We start from the raw sequence: 16,638 nt of genomic DNA on the forward strand, positions 1-16,638 counted from the left end.
GGAACTTTTATGACAAATACAAAAGAAATTACAAAAGAAAAAATTATGGAGGCTTTTCATTTCAGACATGCATGTAAAGAGTTCAATCCTATGCACAAAATTTCAGAAGAGGATTTTAAATTCATTTTAGAAACAGGCAGATTATCTCCTTCTTCTTTTGGATATGAACCTTGGAAATTTATTGTCGTACAAAATAAAGAATTAAGAGAAAAACTACAACCGTATTCATGGGGCGCTGGTGGGCAACTTGCAACAGCTAGTCATTTTGTTATTGTTCTTTCAAGAAACATTAAAGATATGCATTATGATGCAGAGTATATTAAATATATGATGAACGATATTATTGGATTGCCTGAAGACACTCAAAAAATCAGATATGAATTCTTCAAAAAGTTCCAGGAAACAGATTTTAACTTATTACAATCCGATCGTGCTGTATTTGATTGGGCATCTAAACAAACTTATATTGCTTTAGGTAATATGATGACGAGTGCAGCTCAAATCGGTATTGATTCTTGTCCAATAGAAGGATTTGATAAAGAGGAAGTAGATTCTTTACTTCGTCAAGAAGGCATTATACAAGGCGCTAATCTTGAAGTATCAGTTATGGTTGCCTTTGGTTACCGTAAAGAAGAGCCAAAGCGTGATAAAACAAGACAGACTATGGATACAATTGTTGAATGGATTAAGTAATATAGCACAGACAAATAATGCTCCTAATAGCTGTATACTCATACTAAAGAAGAATCAATTGTTTTCTTACGTATGAATTTGGTTTTTCATGGAAAGATATGTTAGTATGTATACAGTTTGAGTGCTCTATTTTTAGAGTCGAACAGGAGGAGAATGAATATGTCTGATATTGAAGTTGGCGAAGTGTTTACACTTAGCGATGAGAATAATGAGGATCAGGAAGTAGAAGTACTTGGAGCAATGGATGTCGAAGGTGCAGAATATATTGCAGTTGCCTTTGTTGAAGATATCCAAACAGAAACTGAGGAAGACATTGATATTTTCTTTTTAAAAGTAGAAGAAGATAATGAGTTTTCATACATTGAAAATGATGAAGAGTTTGATAAAGTATCTGCTGCTTTTGATAAGATTTTAGATGAACAAGAACAAGAGTAAACACGAGGGGGGATGCATATCCACCCTCTTTTTTTATTCATCACTCATTCAGTGATTTATGCAGTAACTCCAGTACATCTTTCATCGCAAAAGGTCCATCTTTTTTAACATGCTCTGCAAATTCTGAAACGAGACGTAATGTTCTCACACTTTCGATTGGATGTTCTCCTGATGCACTTTCAGCTGAAAGCATAACTGCATTCGTCCCGTCCAGTACAGCTTGAAACACATCAGTCACCTCTGCTCTTGTTGGAATAGAATGATCTACCATAGATTGAAGCATTTGTGTTGCTGTAATGACATATGTATTCGTTCGATTACATTCCTGAATCATCATTTTCTGTAAAAGCGGAATGCATTGATACGGTAACTCTACTCCTAAATCGCCCCTTGCAATCATAATTCCATCTGCTTCTTTACATATATCTTGAAAATTCTCGATTGCTTCCATCGTTTCTATTTTTGCAATTACATTAGGTGACGTTTCTTTATACTGTTGTATAAAATCTCGTATTTCTTTTATATGACTAGGTTTTCTTACGAAAGAACACGCGATAAAATCAACATTCTCTTCTAAAAGAAACTGAATATCTTTTTTATCTTTCTCTGTAATAGCTGGTAAACGAACAGCCGCATCTGGTAAATTAACTCCTTTATGAGATGAGATATTGCCACCTGTTTTTACCTTCGTTTCTATTTTATCCGTTCTTATCTTTTCAACAATTAATTCAACTTCTCCATCATTAATTAAAATTCTACTGCCTACTTTCACATCATTCGCAATTCCTTCATAATCAACGCTTGCTTCTGTATTACTCCCTGTAACTGGTTGTGTATGTAAAATAAAAGAATCTCCTGCCTGAAGTGTAATTTGCTCTCCCTTCACTTCACCTAATCTTATTTTAGGACCTTGTACATCACCCAAAAATTTAATAGAGTCATCTAATGATTTCACTAAACGAATGATGTCTTTATGACTTTCATGCGTGCCATGCGATAAATTCAGTCGAACAATTTTCATACCATTCTTTATTAACTGTGCTAATGTTTCTTTATTATTACTTGCGGGTCCAATTGTACAAATTCGATCGATTGTCATTTTTGTCACCATCCTTTTTTTAATAAGTTTCCCATATGAACTTAAAAATAACAGAGATTCTGACATGAATAGATTTAAATTTACATGAATTTCATAAAATTAAACCTGTATCCCTTGCTGGCTAAGCATTAGAAGATATATTCGCTTTTTTGCAAATGAAGACATGTTGAATCGAAAGTAAAAGAAAAGTTAAGTATGGGATAAACCATTGAGAGTTTCGAAATTTTCATATATTGTATGAATTGAGTTCGAACTCAAAAATTTAAAAAGGTGGGAAAATTAGTGAATATGAAAAAATCTTTATCGGTGACAACTTTAGGGTTAGCGGTTTTAGGTTTTGGTTTTACTAATAACGCAAGTGCTTCAGAGGTCGATACTGTAGACAAGCAGCCCGTTTTAGTTGACTTTGATACAATTCAATCAACAAAAACATCTAGTGTTCCTAGTTTGACTGTTGCAGCTGCACCTAAGAATGACTCTAACATTAGCGTATATACTCCCTTTTTTGGTAACCCATATGCAGTTGCTAAATCGAAATCAACTACGACCGAAGACTATGTTTATGCAAAAGCAAGAACTTTCAATGGCGATGGCTCATTAGTAAATACGAAAAGTAATAGTGCAAAAAAATCATCCTTTGTCAGTGCTACAGCGACCAACACAAGCGTTTATTATGGAGATGATTACGCTATCGGTAATCATACCTATAAATTAAGTGGTTATAATGATGTGAATCATGAAACAAAAGCCTTCTGGTAAGAAAGAGAAAAAAGATATGCATCTTGCATATCTTTTTTCTCTAATACTTTACATATATTGAGGTGCTATTTATGAAACAAATATATATTATTATCGGTGTTTTACTCATTTCATTACTTACAATTTATATTTTGTTCAATACTTCAATCATACAACCTCATCCACCTTCTAAAGAAAATAAGAGAGGGCAACAAACCAATACTATTTCTTACGGATTGAAGGATAATCAAGGCCAACATATTAACAACGGTAGTACAATTACTAGTGAGGATAATAAAATTAATGTATCATTATCATTCGTACATACTATTAACGAAAACCGAAAATATGGATTAATTGTTCTAGAAGATTACGAACAAAAACCTTTTAAAATAGAAGATACTACTAATGAAATATCACACTATTTTTTTGATATGAAACCAAACAGTTCAATGACTACGAAAATCTCTTTACACACTTCTCCTAATGCAAGTGAATTAACCTTTTTAATAATTAAAAAACCTGAATACAAATTAAAAGATAATAACTTAAATAAAGCAGCCATTTTAGAAGATATTCTAAGTATGCGATACTCAATGCATCCTCCTCAGAAAGAAAGCGAAAAAATAAAACTCTCCCATATAGATCCAGATGCTATTTTAAAAGATGGTCTTTACGAACCATTATTTGTTACGAACCGTGAAGAGAACTTACAAACTGTCTTCTTTGAAAAGGAAGGCAAGCAATTAACCCTATCAAACGGTAATGAAACGAATGATGAAATGACTTACGCAATCGTGGCTTTTAAAGATTGGAAACAAGTTGAAATATTTAACAATAGAAAAGTCGTTTATACTAAAGTTGCACCTGAAACGAGGCAAATCTTTAATTTCATATTGCCTTCAGTGGATCAGGAAAGTAATTTTCAACTCGTCGCTTTTCCATTTCCTTTTAAAGTTAGCGAAGAAGATTATGTCAGTCAACAAGCATTCAGTTCTTTTCGCATCGTAATTGAAAATGAAAATAAATAAGTTATACTATGCACAGTATAACAACCAAAAAAGGCCTACTCACACGAGTAGGCTTTTGAAACTACGAAAGTTTCGTCAATAACTGATTTAAATCTTTTTTCGTTTTCGTCGTTAAAGATTTCATTTTATTAATATCGATTTTTTCTTTCTCCGCTCCTACAATTAACGGATACATACTTTGACCGATTGTTTTAGAATCCGTCGGATGTGATGCCTCTAGCTCTTTTTCAATTACATCCCACTTTTCATTAATTTGTTTGCCAAGCTTATTCACTGTTTCCAATTTCGGATTAGCAGCTAACTGCTTGTCCAAGCTATCAATTAATGCTACAACTTCTTTAACATTCGTTTTCACAGCAACACTTTTCTTCGGATCTTTCGTTGTCTTTCCGTTATTGTTTGTACTTGTGCTTGTATCTGTTGTTTTCCCGCTAGTCGTTTGATCATTCGTTTTTCCTGTCGTCTCTTTTTCTTTTGTTTTTACATTCTCGTTTTGAGTTGACGTTTTGCCATTACTTTCTGTTCCTGATGATTCTTTCGTATTTTTTGCATCCTTATCTGTTTTTTCATTTGAAGAAGTATTTGTTTCTTTTTCAGTATCTTTCGTTGTTTTTGACGCTTCATCTGCACTTGTCGTTTTTGCTTCTCCATCATTTTGCGCAGTTACTTGCTCTTTCTTTTCCGTTTCTTTATCTGCTGAAGGACTACAAGCTGCCATAGTAAGCATTGTACCAATTGTTATCGATGCGATAGCGACCTTTTTCATTTTCATATAAATCCCCCTATGTTTTACATAATTTATCCTCCCCTTTACGATTCGATTCCCCCTTAAAAAATCCCTTTTCATACGAATTATCATCTTTCCGACAGTAATCTTCATAATAATACGTACAAAAACTGATAAACTCATTTTAATATTCGAGTTTCTTCTACTTCATTTTTCTACTTGCAAGTAAAAGAAAAAGAGTATATTGTCACATTAAGAATTACTATCTTCATATGACGATATACTCTTCTATCAAATTTTTATCTTTCTTGACATTTTATTTATACAAAAAAATAAAATTTTCTTTCGTTTTTTGTTTCTCAACATTTGTTAACATAATATTTTTATGAATAACCACCATTCGAGTGAATGACTTGCCCAGTAACCCATTTCGCTTCTTCACTTACTAAAAAAGAAATTAAGCGCGCAGCATCCACCGGTTCTCCTACTTTACCTTGCGGGAACTTCCATACTAAATGATGCTTCAGCTCCTCTGTAATCCATCCTGTATTCGTCGGTCCTGGATCTACAGCATTCACTGTAATCCCCTTCTCCATCGCAACTGGTGCTACTGACTTTGTAAATGCTTCAATTGCCCCTTTCGTTGCTGCATATGCTAGTTCATCTGGCATTGGACCTACTGACTGTCCTGAAGTAAGATTAATAATACTCCCGCCCGTTTTAAGTGAATAATGTTTTATAAACAATGAACTTAATAGCATAGTAGCCCGAACATTAACTGTATAATGTTTATCCAACTGCTCTACATCTAATTCCTCAATTCTCGTATGAGTAGAATATACTGCATTATTAACTAGAATAGATGGATCACCTAACCGTTCTGATACCATATAAAACAAACGATTTGGCGAATAAGACTGCGATAAATTGATTTCTGCCATTTCACATCGAACATCGTAACTTTCAATTTCCTTTTTCAGCAAAAAGGGTTCTTGATCACTCATTCCCCATGGCATCGCTTTATCATACTTTGGCCAGTACGTGAAAAAAATGTCTATCCCCTTTTGAGCAAGCACCTTGCATACAGCTGCACCAATTCCATTCAGACGAGTTGCCCCTGTTACAATTGCTATTTTCTTCACCTTTTTCTCCTCCATCTATACACAGATCCCCTGCATGAATACAGAGGATCTATCTTCTTATTGAATATTTGACAGTATACGTTCAGCACCTAATTTTAACATTTTAATAAAGATATAATTTACAATCGTAAACATTACAAATAAAACGATAAACATAACCCACAGTCCGACATGAAGGAAGAAGTATAATACACTTACTCCCCCCACAATAATTAAAGCTATTAAAATATTAGCTAAAAAATTCCATAAAGTTGTATATCGACTTTTAAATAATTTCTGCTCTGTATCCCAATGAATATCTGCAGTTTGTGCGTCCCAGCGTGTTCCGATTAAATTAATTAACAGTAACCCGTTCGCACTTAGTAAAAACCACAGTATCATGAAGACTGGAGAAATCCCAGCTACAACTGCCATCGTAATACCGAATACTGCTAAAATGATTACATTAATTAACCAAGCAGTGATTGCTTTCGCAAAAAAGATATCCGAAGCCTTTACTGGTAAATAACGATTCACAAACCAAGAGCTTCCATCTCGCGAAAATGACGTTGTTGCAATGACGTTACTACCCATTAAAAATAACGATGCACAAAGACCAACACCAATTGCAAATCCTGTTGTCTTTGGATTGTTAATATGCTCTGTAATAAACTTTAAGTTTCCATCTTGCACAAATAAAATAAAGAACAACATAATTGGCATAACGAAAGTTTGTACAATGCAATTTAAGAAAAATTGTGGTGTACGGAATAACGTTTTAAATTCTTTTTTCACATACGCTTTTAAATGCGAACTTTGTACTGTTGATTTCTGTAAACCTTCCGCCGAAATAACTTGTTTCTTTGCTGTACTCGTTGAAAGTCCAATAACCCCTTTTAAATATGTACGCTCTGCTATGTAATAAAACAACACAAAGAAGACAAATGAAATAACTGCAAAGATTATTACATATAAAGGTCCCTTCCAATTTGCATTTTCTACTAATGCCACTGCTCCAAAATATGTAGTTGGAAAATAATTTGTCATTTGTACTAAAAGAGAAGATTGATTATTTACAAGGTATTCCGCAGCCCCATCTCCAGAAAACGCACTTTTATTTCTCCACTGCATAAATACGTTAATTCCTACAATAAATAATATACTTACGATTCCAATAAATATATTTCCTCGATCTTTATTTTTCGCTATATTTGTATACCTCATAATAATTGTCATCAGTAACGAAGCTAATACTAACGGCACGATTGGGAAGAGTAAGTAAATAAAAATCATATATATGTAATATGTAATAAATGCGCCACTTTTTAAACCGTACGTAATGAAGATTGGTAATAAAATAAATGAACTCATTACGTATTGTGTAATTAATACCGTTAAAAATTTTGCCGAAATAATTTGCGCTGGTTTTAATGGTAACGGCAGTAACATTTCAATATCATTGCTGTAGTAAAATACAGTTAAAATGTTCGTTATACTCATTAAAAATACCCATATACTCGCAATCGCAAGTCCCATTGCAATAATCATTCCCGGCCCTTGCCCTAATTGTTTCAGACCTTCATACATTCCGTGCGTCATCGAACCAAATATTAAAAATCCAACAAATAAAATAGCTGCAAATGAAAATAAATACGCCCATCGCTTCTTCTTATCTGCTATAAAATCTGCGTAATTTAACTTTAATAGTACCTTCGTTAACGTCCAAATTTTACTCATTGCCCGTCATCTCCAAGAACATTTTTTCAAGTGATTCATTGGATTTAAAATGATCTCTCATTTCATCTAAATTTCCTTTAAACTGCAAATTCCCCTTATTAATAATAGCAACCCGGTCACATATTTTTTCCGCTACTTCTAATACGTGTGTAGAGAAAAATACAATCTTTCCTTTATCCGCATGTTCTCTCATCATTTCTTTTAAAATATATGCAGATTTCGGATCAAGCCCTGTTAACGGTTCATCTAAAATCCATACATCTGGCTCATGCACGAGCACACCAATAATAACGATTTTTTGTCTCATACCGTGCGAATAACTTTGAATTTGATCAGATAATGCATTATAAAGATCAAACTTCTTCGCTAAAGACTCTATTCGTTCTTGTCTTACTTCTTTCGGCACTTCATACATATCAGCCATAAAGTTTAAATATTCAATTCCTTTTAAACGTAAAAACATATCTGGGCTATCCGGCACATAACCAAACGTCTTCTTCGCTTCCATCGGCTCTTCCATAATATTTTTTCCGTTAATCGTAATAGTCCCTTTGTCCACCCCGTGAATGCCAGTAATCATCTTAATTGTCGTGGATTTACCCGCACCATTCGGTCCTAAAAATCCAAAGATTTCGCCGCTAGGTACAGATAAACTTAAATCTTTTACTGCATAAGTAGACCCATTATAACTTTTTGACACATTCGTAATTTCAATCATTCCATCCAATCCTTTCCTTAATTACCAAATAACTATATTGATATTATAGCATACTTCTATTTTAAGATTTTTACATTTTTCAGTTTATTTAACCTTTAAAATAAATATACACCCCTAATCCAACAACTAAAACGACAGCTAGTATAATATAAATCATTGTTAATCGTTTAATATTCCCCTTTGTCGCTTTGCTATAATTTGCATCACCATTCCGCCCAATTAACACCGTCGCAATGACAGTAATCACTACAAGTAATACAACGATCATGATCCAAGTTAGCATTTCTTCCTCCCCCTCCTTACAACCATTTTACAATATTATCCTCTTTATTTCGCAGCATATTTCCTCTTTTTACTATTATTATGAAGCAAACTGGAAAACTATTATTACCATTCCTATCCAATTGTGATATATTTGTAACATAACGTGACTTATTTCTAACAACGTAAGGAGGACCTATCATGAAAACAACTTGGATAAAATATTTAGGATTTCTCGGTTTCTTCGGTTTCCTCGGATTTTTTTATGAAAAAGGATTGTTTACTATGTTCTGTTTCTTCTCCTTTTTCACATCGTATAGAACAGTTCAACACGATGAACTGTTTGAACAAATTGTCAATAAATCGTGTCGCAATGCATTTATCGTTACGTTACTAACTACCACAATCATTATGTTTATTGAAATGTTATTTCCAAACCCTACGCTACAAGAGATTGATATCGCTCTTATTTTCGGCACACTCATTCTTACATTCGGCTTTTCTATGTTCTTTTATGATAAACCTGTTGATGAAATGGAAGATGCACCATGGCGTTCGTAACGAAGATAAAAGAATACCGTGCCAAATTGAACATGACACAAGAAGATTTAGCGAAGAGCGTTGGTGTGCGACGTGAAACAATTAGTCATCTCGAAAAAGGTAAATACAATCCTTCCTTACAACTTGCTCACGATATAGCGAAGGCATTACATAGTACGATTGATGAGATTTTTATTTTTGAGGATAAATAAAAAATACCGTCATTCTTTCCAAGAAGAATGACGGTATTTTTTATTGATTATCCATATAAAACCGCATGAAATACGCCTAATAGTAAGTATCGATCCTGCATGTAATCTTCATCATATACATTCATCTCAATGTAATACATATCCTCCTCAAGACGAATATTCCAATCTGCAATTACATAGCCCTTTCGTAATAACTTTCCCATTCCAAATGAAGTTTTATGAACAACATATTCTTCTGCCTTATATGTAAAGGTAAATAAGAAATTTGCATCCAATAACTTTCCGTCACATACAAGTATTTCATGCTCTGCATCATGATTATCTTTGTACATTACTAAAATCCTTCTTTGGCGCTGCCTACTTACATCCTTTGCAATGACGCGAATATTGTCCTTACTATCCTTTATTTCATAAATAATATTACTACCAATTTTCGGAATAAAATCCAGCACTCTCATCAGCGTATTTTTATAATAGCCCCTTACTACGCCTACTTGCTCACTTCCATTATAAACCTCTATCGGTGTCGTATCTGCTTTGCTATCACACGGTCGTTTGTAAGAGAGCTGCATCATTCGCTCTCCTCTTAAGTACTGATCAAACGTCACAGGATATTCTATCATGCGCAGTTCTTTATTTAGCTCATACAAATAGCGTTGAACACTCTCTATTAATGTTGTAGTAGCTATACGCTCTTGAAGTTCAAATTCTTGCCAGCTGGAAAAAACATTCCATTGATTATGATCCTCTTCATAGAAGAAACCAAGAATTACCTCTTCACGGTCAGCCGTTTCATATTTCATAGGCACGTTCTGCCCATGTTGAACTTGTTCCATCCACTGACCTAAATAAATGCCCAGCTCTGCAACCTTCATACATGATTTTTGAAAAAATACGCTGTCACTCTCGCAAATCGTTACATCTCCTTCGATAAAGCCCTTTGAATAAGCATCATACCGTGGCTCATCCTTCTGCGGGAGATTCTTGTCTAACTCAAATAAAAACTTTAACATTCTTTATTCACCTCTAGTTGTTACACTAATCATACATGACATCGCATCACGCTAGGAAACTATTTATATACGCATATTTAATTCACGCATTATAACACGTGAATGACCTTGTATAGTAGCTCTATTTTTTTGTTCTATATCTTAGTATATGAATTTATATGAGCGATTTTTCAAATATATCTATCGCAACTTACAATATATCAACGATTTTTCAAATATATCTATCACAACTTACAATATATCAACGATTTTTTCAATATATCTATCACAACTTACAATATATCAACGATTTTTTCAATATATCGATTTTTCGACAAATATCAGCATGATTAAAATGAAGCTACCTTTTCTTCCGCCACTTCTACAATTTCTATAATTTGTAGCAGACTCTCCACTTCATAAGTCGGGTTAACATCTGTCACGTTTTCTTTCAAACTCGGATTATACCAACACGTATCAATGCCGTAATCTTCTCCGCCTTTCATATCAGAAGTTAACGAATCTCCAACCATTAGTACGCTTGATTTATCAGTAATCCCAAACTTCTCAAACGCATAATCAAAAATCTCACGTGCTGGTTTTTGATGACCAACTTCTTCAGAAATAATAATGTGATCAAAGAAATTACATAAAGGCGAATTTCCGATTCTTGATTGTTGCACCTTCGTATATCCATTCGTAATAATACCTAACTTGCAATCTTGTAGATTTTCACATAATTGTACTGCGCCTTCTATAAGATGTACTTCCTTCCCTAAATTTTCAAGGTATACATCACTAAATTGCTGCGCATCTACGTCTATATTATGCATTGCAAATAATTGTCTAAATCGCTCTACGGCTAATTCACTTAGCGTAATCATTTTATTTTCTAAGTCTCTCCATAATCCATTACTAATCTCTTTATAACTTGCAAGATAATCATTATACCCTGTAGACATACCAAACTGTACAAACGCATTATGTAATGCGTGTCTTTCCGTTTCAGGGAAATCTAATAATGTATCATCTACGTCGAATAATATAACTTTGTATTTCATGATGTTCTCCTCAATTCCTATTTTAAAAGCTTCGTTCTCATTGCTTATAAATTTTTATATATTTCGTGATGAAGCGCTTTAACCCGCTCTTTATAGAATACACCTTTATCTTTTATTTTCAAATGTGCTATAAATAAGTTTGCTAGCATGACCGCTGTATCTAGTCTATAAAATAAACTAACAATATGAGGAGTAACATTAAAGATACTATCATTCTTATATCCATCTTTAAATTCATCCCAACTAACCTCATTTGTTTCAGCTATTCTCATAAGCTCCAGCAATGGATGGCCAATTAAAGCGTTATCCCAATCAACTATTGCTTTAACTTCTCCATTATACCCGATTAAATTGGCTGGTCGAATGTCCATATGTAATAAACATTTTACATGATCTGCTGTACTAAGAATATATTCAATTGTTTTTGTATTCGGAAGATTAATTTTACAGTCCGTGATTGTATTAAACCCTTCTATCCGTTTCACAATTCGTTCTGCTATATACTTACTAATGGGCTCTCTAATATTTTGTTTGTAATACAAACCATCAATTGGCATACTATGAAGCTTGCTCACTAACTCCCCTATTTTGCATGCGGAAATTGGCGTACGATCAGCATACACACAATCCGAAATTAAAAAATCAAGTTCGGTTGAAAGATGCAATCCGTGTATCCTTGGTACTGGAATACCTTTTGAATGACAATACTTAGACAGCTCCGCTTCCTTTTGCAACGAAATCCGACTGTTAAATAAGTCTTCATTTATATTTTCCACTTCTCTTTCCCACGGTACTCGAAATGCTAAAGACCCCTTTTCTGAATCTCCTTGAAAAACAATATTTTGCACTCCCGTTCCAATCACCTTTAAATCTTGAATAGCTAGTTCCTTATACTCTTGACTTAGTATTGTTGCCAGCTTTTCTCTTAACCCCTCTGCTTTTACACGTGTATGAATCATTTTATCCCCCGATTCTTAAGTTCTTTTCATCCATTTTCTCCTCGGTGCACAACATCCTCATTAACAAAATTATAGCAACAATAGTAAAAGGAGGCTAATCCAAATCAGCCTCCTTCTCATTATTAATCTTCCAGCAATAACACTTTCATTTCCTCTAACGACTCTTTCGTAAAGCCAAGGGCCCTTTCAGCGTATGCTTCAACTGATCCGTATTGCTTTTGAATTTCACCAATCGCAGCTTGCAAGTATTCAGCACGTGCTTCAAACATCGCACCTAATATCGCTCTACTCTCATCGTTTTGTAGTTTTGCACCTAAAAAGGCCATCATTTTCTCGTTTAACTTTTCACGGAAACCGTTACTTAATAAGTAATCTTCCATTACTGTTTTTTCCGGTACACCTAGTAAAAGTAATAATAATGCTGATCCAAATCCAGTACGGTCTTTTCCAGCTGTGCAGTGGTTTACTAATGGTAAGTTTTCCGGGTTTTGCGCTAAGTTTAAGAAGCTCACGAATGCCTCGTTACCACTTACGAAATCTTGATTCATTTTCACAAGATACTCACCTGGTTTTCCTAACATAGAAAGGTCACCAACTTGGAAAAACTCATTTATATTTAAGTCTTTCGCTAAGTCTTGCATAACTGGTAAGCACACTTGACGAGCACCTGTAATTTCTGGATTCGGCTTATGCTTCACTTCAAAGTCTGTACGGTAATCACAAATTAACTTTAAGCCAGACTTTTGTAAATACGCAATATCCCATTCTGTTAGTCCTGCTAATTCTTCAGAACGGTATAATTTGCCCCATTTCACTTTACGGCCTTCTGTCGTTTCATATCCTCCCATATCACGGAAGTTAAACGCGCCTTGTAATGGCAGTCTACGCTCAGCTACTGTTACTGCTTGTCCATTACTTCCTACTAATCTAAAATATGGACGTTCATTTTCACTCGGGTTTTCAATTGTATATGATAATTCTCCATTTACCGTTGCAAGTAATTCTCCAGTTTCTTCAACATGTTCTGGTGAAGTACTCCAATAAATACGAACTTCTTCTGTATTATTTTCCCATTTTATTTGTAACGTATTATCTTCATTTCTCTCTACAGTTGCTTGTAGCCAATTTCTTTGCTGCTCCATTCTTTCACCAACGCTTTCTCTTATAGTCAAATCTTACTCTATTGTATTATAGGAATAACTACTTTGTCGTTCTCATTTTTCTTTTTATCTTACAAACAGGCGAAAAGTTCTTTTACTTGTTCAAAATTTGTACACGGGTTCCCACTAGATGTGTCCCAGGGTATATCTTAAAACTCTCTCACATACCGCTCAGTACAACTCAGCAGCTGACATCCATTCTTTTCAAAAACATCCTTCATCCACTCATTTTGCATATTTGTCTCACCAATATAATAAGATGCACCTATTTCCTTTAAGACAAACATCGCACCTGCAAATAGTGCAGCTTCATATCCCTTGTTACGCATATTTGGAGTAACTGCGAAGTACATAAGTTTCCCTTCTTCTAACGTACCTCTTTCAATATGCGGGATAACAATTCCTATCGGCTCTTCATCGACACTCGCTGTTAAGCAATGTTCTTTCCATTGCTCACCAATTTCTTGTAGCATCATATGCACAAATTGATCATGAGCGACTGGTTCTCCCGTCGCTTCATTCCACAGTGAATAAAAAGCCTCTTCCCCTACTTCTTCAATTAACTTAAAATCAACTTCACTTTCTACATCTTCTACTTCGTATATATCTTTAAATACAATCATGTTTTCCGTAATATATTCAAATGCATACGTTTCAAAACATTTTTTATACACATCATAATTTGGACTTTTTGAAGAGATTTCAAAATGTAGTTTTTCTAATCCATCTTTTTCAGCTTCAGCAACGCAATATTGCAACATCTCTTCTAATTGCTCTTCTGTAAAAACCTCTGCATTATTTTCTTTTATCATAATAGAAGAAGCACTTCTTCTTATTTTAAAATGTTTTTCTAACTGTTCTATCGTCGTCATATTCTTCCCTCATCTATATCATACTCGAATTTCTAATCGTTCTCCTTGCATGAGCAGGATTGTCCTTGAATATATAGAATACTAGAAAAGATCGCATCTTTAAAGTGCGGAGGAGGTTCTCCATTGGATATTACAGCATTGCAACAACAGTTAGAGCTTATACAACAAAATGACTATACGCAACTGCAACATATAGACGTAAATGAGTTAACTTTGAACATGCTTCAGTATATCGGAACGACTGATAGCTACGTTCGTTACCAACTTATATATAAATGTTTTGCGCATTTCATTCATCATGAATTCCTTATGGACGATCAGCTGAAATTACTTCTGCAAACTTGTTTAAGTGATGAGTATTTATATTGTGACATTTACTCCCCACATACAGATGGGGTTTTCACACGTTCTTACACTGTTTCGTTAATTGCGTTAATACTCCAATTCGCTAATTCGCACTACTTTTGTACAGAGGAGGATATCGAAGAAATAAAAAATAAACTCATTACATACACAAACTTAGAAACGGATTTTCGGGGCTATATCGAAAATAAAGGATGGGCTCATTGTCTTGCTCACATATCTGATGCTTTTACCGAAATTGTTCATAATACGTATACGACCTTTGAGTGGTACGAAGAATTAATTCATTGTTTATTAAATAAAATCTTTATTCCATCTGACCTTTTTCATAATAACGAAGATGAACGCATTGTTACTCCATTACTAGCAATGCTGTATCATGATTTTCCTCAAAACGAGTTAATTTCTATTATTCATAAAAAAATAAAAAGGCTTCCTCAAATTAGAAAACGCCTTTCGCTTAATGAGTATTGTATTTTATGTGCCAACATTAAAACCTTTTTACGCACATTATTTTTCAGAACGAAAGATGATCATAACTTAGCCTTTACAGCACGTAAAACAGAAAGAATGTTAAAAGAACTTCCTAATTACTATTAAAAACAAGGAGTCAAAACATGGGTTATATTGAAGACATGAGAAATTTAGTAGGAAATCATCCACTTATTTTAATAGGTTCGCACGCCATTATAGTAAATGAAAAAGGTGAAGTATTACTGCAGCTCCGTACAGACTTTAACCGCTGGGGCATTATTGGCGGCGCTTTAGAATATAACGAAACATTAGAAGACGCTTTAAAGCGAGAAGTATATGAAGAAACTGGACTTATTATTAAAAATCCAGAACTATTCCGTACATACTCAGGGCCAGATTTCTTTCAAATCTATCCAAATGGCGATCAAGTACACGGTGTACTCGTTGTTTATATTTGCCGAGAATTTTATGGGGAGCTTGTATGTGATAAAACTGAGTCAAAAGAATTACGTTTCTTTCCGCTTGATGAGTTACCTAGTACTCTTCATCCAGTCATTGAGAAGATTCTTCGCGATTTTCATCACTCCAATAAAAAATAGAAATCAAACAACCTCATTTCCCGTCATTACAACGTGAAATGAGGTTGTTATCGTTCACCGTAAATCCCTATTTTCCCAAAATGATATTAACGCTCTCTTTTTACAACTTTATATCCCTTTATAAAAAGGATAGTTATATAAGAAACAATAAATGAAAGAATAGTATAAATGCCCACCCAAAAGAAAAATGCTGGATCGTGCACTGTAACATTTAACATAAGAAAAATAAGAAATGTTACTATTGGCATCACATAAAATGTACCTACTTTATATGCTCCAGCTATTGAAACAATACAAACAAGCAATGGATATATACAGAAAATAAAAATGATTTCACTCAACATTATGTCCCCCTTTCTGCAGAAATAATAGGTTTCTCGTACACATTTTGGGGAACAACAATATTTTATTTTTTATCAATTATTAGTAAATATAATGTTAGATTGTTATCTCAATCTGATTTCCTTCAGGATCACTTACTACACTTTCATAATAACCATCCCCTGTAGTACGCGGCCCGTTTAACACTGAGTATCCTGCTTCTCTTAAAGTATTAGTTAATTCGTTCACTTTTTCTTTACTATCTACTGAAAAAGCAATATGCGCATATCCTATTGTTTGTGTTTGTACTTTCTCGTCTATCCCTACCTGCTTCATAAGTTCTAGACGCGCACCGCCTTCAAAAGTTATGAAATAAGATTCAAACTGCTTTTTCGGATTGTGATATAAGCTATTTTCTTCACCACCGAAGTACTGTTTATAAAAATCACGCATTCTTTCTAAATCATTCACCCAAATTGCTACATGTTCAATTTTCATAATCGACACCTTTTCTTTTATGTTATT

General features: G+C 34.0%; 21 protein-coding genes. 8 read left to right on the plus strand and 13 right to left on the minus strand.

Annotation, left to right across the window (positions count from 1 at the left end; genetic code table 11):
- Window positions 1-9 precede the first annotated feature (9 nt).
- Together AC3EMB_RS16075 and AC3EMB_RS16080 are read left to right on the plus strand one after the other, a co-directional pair.
- On the plus strand, window positions 10-693 hold the full coding sequence (locus AC3EMB_RS16075; RefSeq protein ID WP_488517137.1) for an NAD(P)H-dependent oxidoreductase: 684 nt from the start codon (window positions 10-12) through the stop codon (window positions 691-693).
- 153 nt (window positions 694-846) lie between these two features.
- Window positions 847-1,128: a DUF1292 domain-containing protein gene (locus tag AC3EMB_RS16080; protein WP_003271045.1), complete on the plus strand. Its 282-nt coding sequence runs from the start codon at window positions 847-849 to the stop codon at window positions 1,126-1,128.
- Window positions 1,129-1,168: 40 nt separating this feature from the next.
- Here AC3EMB_RS16080 and AC3EMB_RS16085 read toward each other — a convergent pair whose 3' ends face one another.
- Window positions 1,169-2,227, minus strand: a complete 1,059-nt coding sequence (locus tag AC3EMB_RS16085) for a pyruvate kinase (protein WP_488517138.1) — start codon at window positions 2,225-2,227, stop codon at window positions 1,169-1,171.
- A 282-nt stretch (window positions 2,228-2,509) separates the two neighbouring features.
- Between AC3EMB_RS16085 and AC3EMB_RS16090 the strand changes: the two genes are divergently transcribed.
- A complete protein-coding gene (locus AC3EMB_RS16090) occupies window positions 2,510-2,986 on the plus strand; it encodes a hypothetical protein (protein ID WP_001056356.1) in 477 nt (158 codons plus the stop codon).
- 71 nt (window positions 2,987-3,057) lie between these two features.
- Window positions 3,058-3,996 (plus strand): hypothetical protein, encoded by a 939-nt coding sequence (locus tag AC3EMB_RS16095; RefSeq protein WP_098853011.1) that lies wholly within the window; start codon window positions 3,058-3,060, stop codon window positions 3,994-3,996.
- A 61-nt stretch (window positions 3,997-4,057) separates the two neighbouring features.
- Here AC3EMB_RS16095 and AC3EMB_RS16100 read toward each other — a convergent pair whose 3' ends face one another.
- The 5 genes from AC3EMB_RS16100 to AC3EMB_RS16120 form a co-directional block, all read right to left on the minus strand.
- Window positions 4,058-4,768: a hypothetical protein gene (locus AC3EMB_RS16100; protein WP_095690491.1), complete on the minus strand. Its 711-nt coding sequence runs from the start codon at window positions 4,766-4,768 to the stop codon at window positions 4,058-4,060.
- A gap of 338 nt (window positions 4,769-5,106) precedes the next feature.
- Window positions 5,107-5,865, minus strand: coding sequence for an SDR family oxidoreductase (locus tag AC3EMB_RS16105; protein WP_000716965.1), 759 nt, complete (start codon window positions 5,863-5,865; stop codon window positions 5,107-5,109).
- A gap of 57 nt (window positions 5,866-5,922) precedes the next feature.
- Complete coding sequence (locus AC3EMB_RS16110; RefSeq protein WP_488517139.1) at window positions 5,923-7,581, minus strand: putative ABC transporter permease subunit; 1,659 nt, start codon at window positions 7,579-7,581, stop codon at window positions 5,923-5,925.
- Window positions 7,574-8,299 carry an ABC transporter ATP-binding protein gene (locus AC3EMB_RS16115; RefSeq protein ID WP_000570204.1) on the minus strand — a complete coding sequence of 242 codons (726 nt, stop codon included), beginning with the start codon at window positions 8,297-8,299 and terminating at the stop codon, window positions 7,574-7,576. Before AC3EMB_RS16115 ends, AC3EMB_RS16110 begins: the two co-directional genes overlap by 8 nt.
- An 88-nt stretch (window positions 8,300-8,387) precedes the next feature.
- Window positions 8,388-8,582 (minus strand): hypothetical protein, encoded by a 195-nt coding sequence (locus tag AC3EMB_RS16120; RefSeq protein ID WP_000958863.1) that lies wholly within the window; start codon window positions 8,580-8,582, stop codon window positions 8,388-8,390.
- Between the two features lie 179 nt (window positions 8,583-8,761).
- On the opposite strand from AC3EMB_RS16120, the gene AC3EMB_RS16125 reads away from it, so the two are divergent.
- A complete protein-coding gene (locus tag AC3EMB_RS16125; protein ID WP_000859227.1) occupies window positions 8,762-9,121 on the plus strand; it encodes a DUF3796 domain-containing protein in 360 nt (119 codons plus the stop codon).
- Window positions 9,109-9,312, plus strand: coding sequence for a helix-turn-helix transcriptional regulator (locus AC3EMB_RS16130; protein WP_000896302.1), 204 nt, complete (start codon window positions 9,109-9,111; stop codon window positions 9,310-9,312). The genes AC3EMB_RS16125 and AC3EMB_RS16130 overlap by 13 nt, the downstream gene beginning before the upstream one ends.
- Before the next feature lie 47 nt (window positions 9,313-9,359).
- Here AC3EMB_RS16130 and AC3EMB_RS16135 read toward each other — a convergent pair whose 3' ends face one another.
- From AC3EMB_RS16135 to AC3EMB_RS16155, 5 genes are all read right to left on the minus strand, one after another.
- Window positions 9,360-10,325, minus strand: a complete 966-nt coding sequence (locus tag AC3EMB_RS16135; RefSeq protein ID WP_366987202.1) for a tubby C-terminal domain-like protein — start codon at window positions 10,323-10,325, stop codon at window positions 9,360-9,362.
- Window positions 10,326-10,654: 329 nt separating this feature from the next.
- Window positions 10,655-11,365: a YjjG family noncanonical pyrimidine nucleotidase gene (locus AC3EMB_RS16140; RefSeq protein ID WP_488517140.1), complete on the minus strand. Its 711-nt coding sequence runs from the start codon at window positions 11,363-11,365 to the stop codon at window positions 10,655-10,657.
- 44 nt (window positions 11,366-11,409) lie between these two features.
- Window positions 11,410-12,324, minus strand: coding sequence for a phosphotransferase family protein (locus AC3EMB_RS16145; protein WP_366987203.1), 915 nt, complete (start codon window positions 12,322-12,324; stop codon window positions 11,410-11,412).
- Window positions 12,325-12,446: 122 nt separating this feature from the next.
- Window positions 12,447-13,466 carry a tyrosine-protein phosphatase gene (locus AC3EMB_RS16150; RefSeq protein ID WP_423096973.1) on the minus strand — a complete coding sequence of 340 codons (1,020 nt, stop codon included), beginning with the start codon at window positions 13,464-13,466 and terminating at the stop codon, window positions 12,447-12,449.
- Window positions 13,467-13,633: 167 nt separating this feature from the next.
- Complete coding sequence (locus AC3EMB_RS16155; RefSeq protein WP_098125988.1) at window positions 13,634-14,356, minus strand: GNAT family N-acetyltransferase; 723 nt, start codon at window positions 14,354-14,356, stop codon at window positions 13,634-13,636.
- Between the two features lie 123 nt (window positions 14,357-14,479).
- Here AC3EMB_RS16155 and AC3EMB_RS16160 point away from each other — a divergent pair, with 123 nt between their 5' ends.
- Window positions 14,480-15,319: a DUF2785 domain-containing protein gene (locus tag AC3EMB_RS16160; RefSeq protein WP_000355450.1), complete on the plus strand. Its 840-nt coding sequence runs from the start codon at window positions 14,480-14,482 to the stop codon at window positions 15,317-15,319.
- Window positions 15,320-15,336: 17 nt separating this feature from the next.
- Window positions 15,337-15,792 (plus strand): NUDIX hydrolase, encoded by a 456-nt coding sequence (locus tag AC3EMB_RS16165; protein WP_063220409.1) that lies wholly within the window; start codon window positions 15,337-15,339, stop codon window positions 15,790-15,792.
- 86 nt (window positions 15,793-15,878) lie between these two features.
- Here the strand turns inward: AC3EMB_RS16165 and AC3EMB_RS16170 are convergent, their stop codons facing one another.
- Both AC3EMB_RS16170 and AC3EMB_RS16175 read right to left on the minus strand, forming a co-directional pair.
- Entirely contained in the window at window positions 15,879-16,133 is a 255-nt protein-coding gene (locus AC3EMB_RS16170) for a YbeF family protein (RefSeq protein ID WP_095691543.1), read from the minus strand.
- Between the two features lie 97 nt (window positions 16,134-16,230).
- Window positions 16,231-16,611, minus strand: coding sequence for a VOC family protein (locus AC3EMB_RS16175; protein ID WP_000687573.1), 381 nt, complete (start codon window positions 16,609-16,611; stop codon window positions 16,231-16,233).
- Window positions 16,612-16,638 lie beyond the last annotated feature (27 nt).

The sequence above is a fragment of the Bacillus sp. LQ16 genome (assembly GCF_057784645.1).

Excerpts from the sequence above, each read along its gene's own strand:
- AC3EMB_RS16075 (WP_488517137.1), top strand. The coding sequence starts at position 10 with ATGACAAATACAAAAGAAATTACAAAAGAAAAAATTATGGAGGCTTTT.
- AC3EMB_RS16080 (WP_003271045.1), top strand. The coding sequence starts at position 847 with ATGAATATGTCTGATATTGAAGTTGGCGAAGTGTTTACACTTAGCGAT.
- AC3EMB_RS16085 (WP_488517138.1), bottom strand. The coding sequence starts at position 2,227 with ATGACAATCGATCGAATTTGTACAATTGGACCCGCAAGTAATAATAAA.
- AC3EMB_RS16095 (WP_098853011.1), top strand. The coding sequence starts at position 3,058 with ATGAAACAAATATATATTATTATCGGTGTTTTACTCATTTCATTACTT.
- AC3EMB_RS16100 (WP_095690491.1), bottom strand. The coding sequence starts at position 4,768 with ATGAAAATGAAAAAGGTCGCTATCGCATCGATAACAATTGGTACAATG.
- AC3EMB_RS16110 (WP_488517139.1), bottom strand. The coding sequence starts at position 7,581 with ATGAGTAAAATTTGGACGTTAACGAAGGTACTATTAAAGTTAAATTAC.
- AC3EMB_RS16115 (WP_000570204.1), bottom strand. The coding sequence starts at position 8,299 with ATGATTGAAATTACGAATGTGTCAAAAAGTTATAATGGGTCTACTTAT.
- AC3EMB_RS16120 (WP_000958863.1), bottom strand. The coding sequence starts at position 8,582 with ATGCTAACTTGGATCATGATCGTTGTATTACTTGTAGTGATTACTGTC.
- AC3EMB_RS16125 (WP_000859227.1), top strand. The coding sequence starts at position 8,762 with ATGAAAACAACTTGGATAAAATATTTAGGATTTCTCGGTTTCTTCGGT.
- AC3EMB_RS16130 (WP_000896302.1), top strand. The coding sequence starts at position 9,109 with ATGGCGTTCGTAACGAAGATAAAAGAATACCGTGCCAAATTGAACATG.
- AC3EMB_RS16135 (WP_366987202.1), bottom strand. The coding sequence starts at position 10,325 with ATGTTAAAGTTTTTATTTGAGTTAGACAAGAATCTCCCGCAGAAGGAT.
- AC3EMB_RS16140 (WP_488517140.1), bottom strand. The coding sequence starts at position 11,365 with ATGAAATACAAAGTTATATTATTCGACGTAGATGATACATTATTAGAT.
- AC3EMB_RS16145 (WP_366987203.1), bottom strand. The coding sequence starts at position 12,324 with ATGATTCATACACGTGTAAAAGCAGAGGGGTTAAGAGAAAAGCTGGCA.
- AC3EMB_RS16150 (WP_423096973.1), bottom strand. The coding sequence starts at position 13,466 with ATGGAGCAGCAAAGAAATTGGCTACAAGCAACTGTAGAGAGAAATGAA.
- AC3EMB_RS16155 (WP_098125988.1), bottom strand. The coding sequence starts at position 14,356 with ATGACGACGATAGAACAGTTAGAAAAACATTTTAAAATAAGAAGAAGT.
- AC3EMB_RS16165 (WP_063220409.1), top strand. The coding sequence starts at position 15,337 with ATGGGTTATATTGAAGACATGAGAAATTTAGTAGGAAATCATCCACTT.
- AC3EMB_RS16175 (WP_000687573.1), bottom strand. The coding sequence starts at position 16,611 with ATGAAAATTGAACATGTAGCAATTTGGGTGAATGATTTAGAAAGAATG.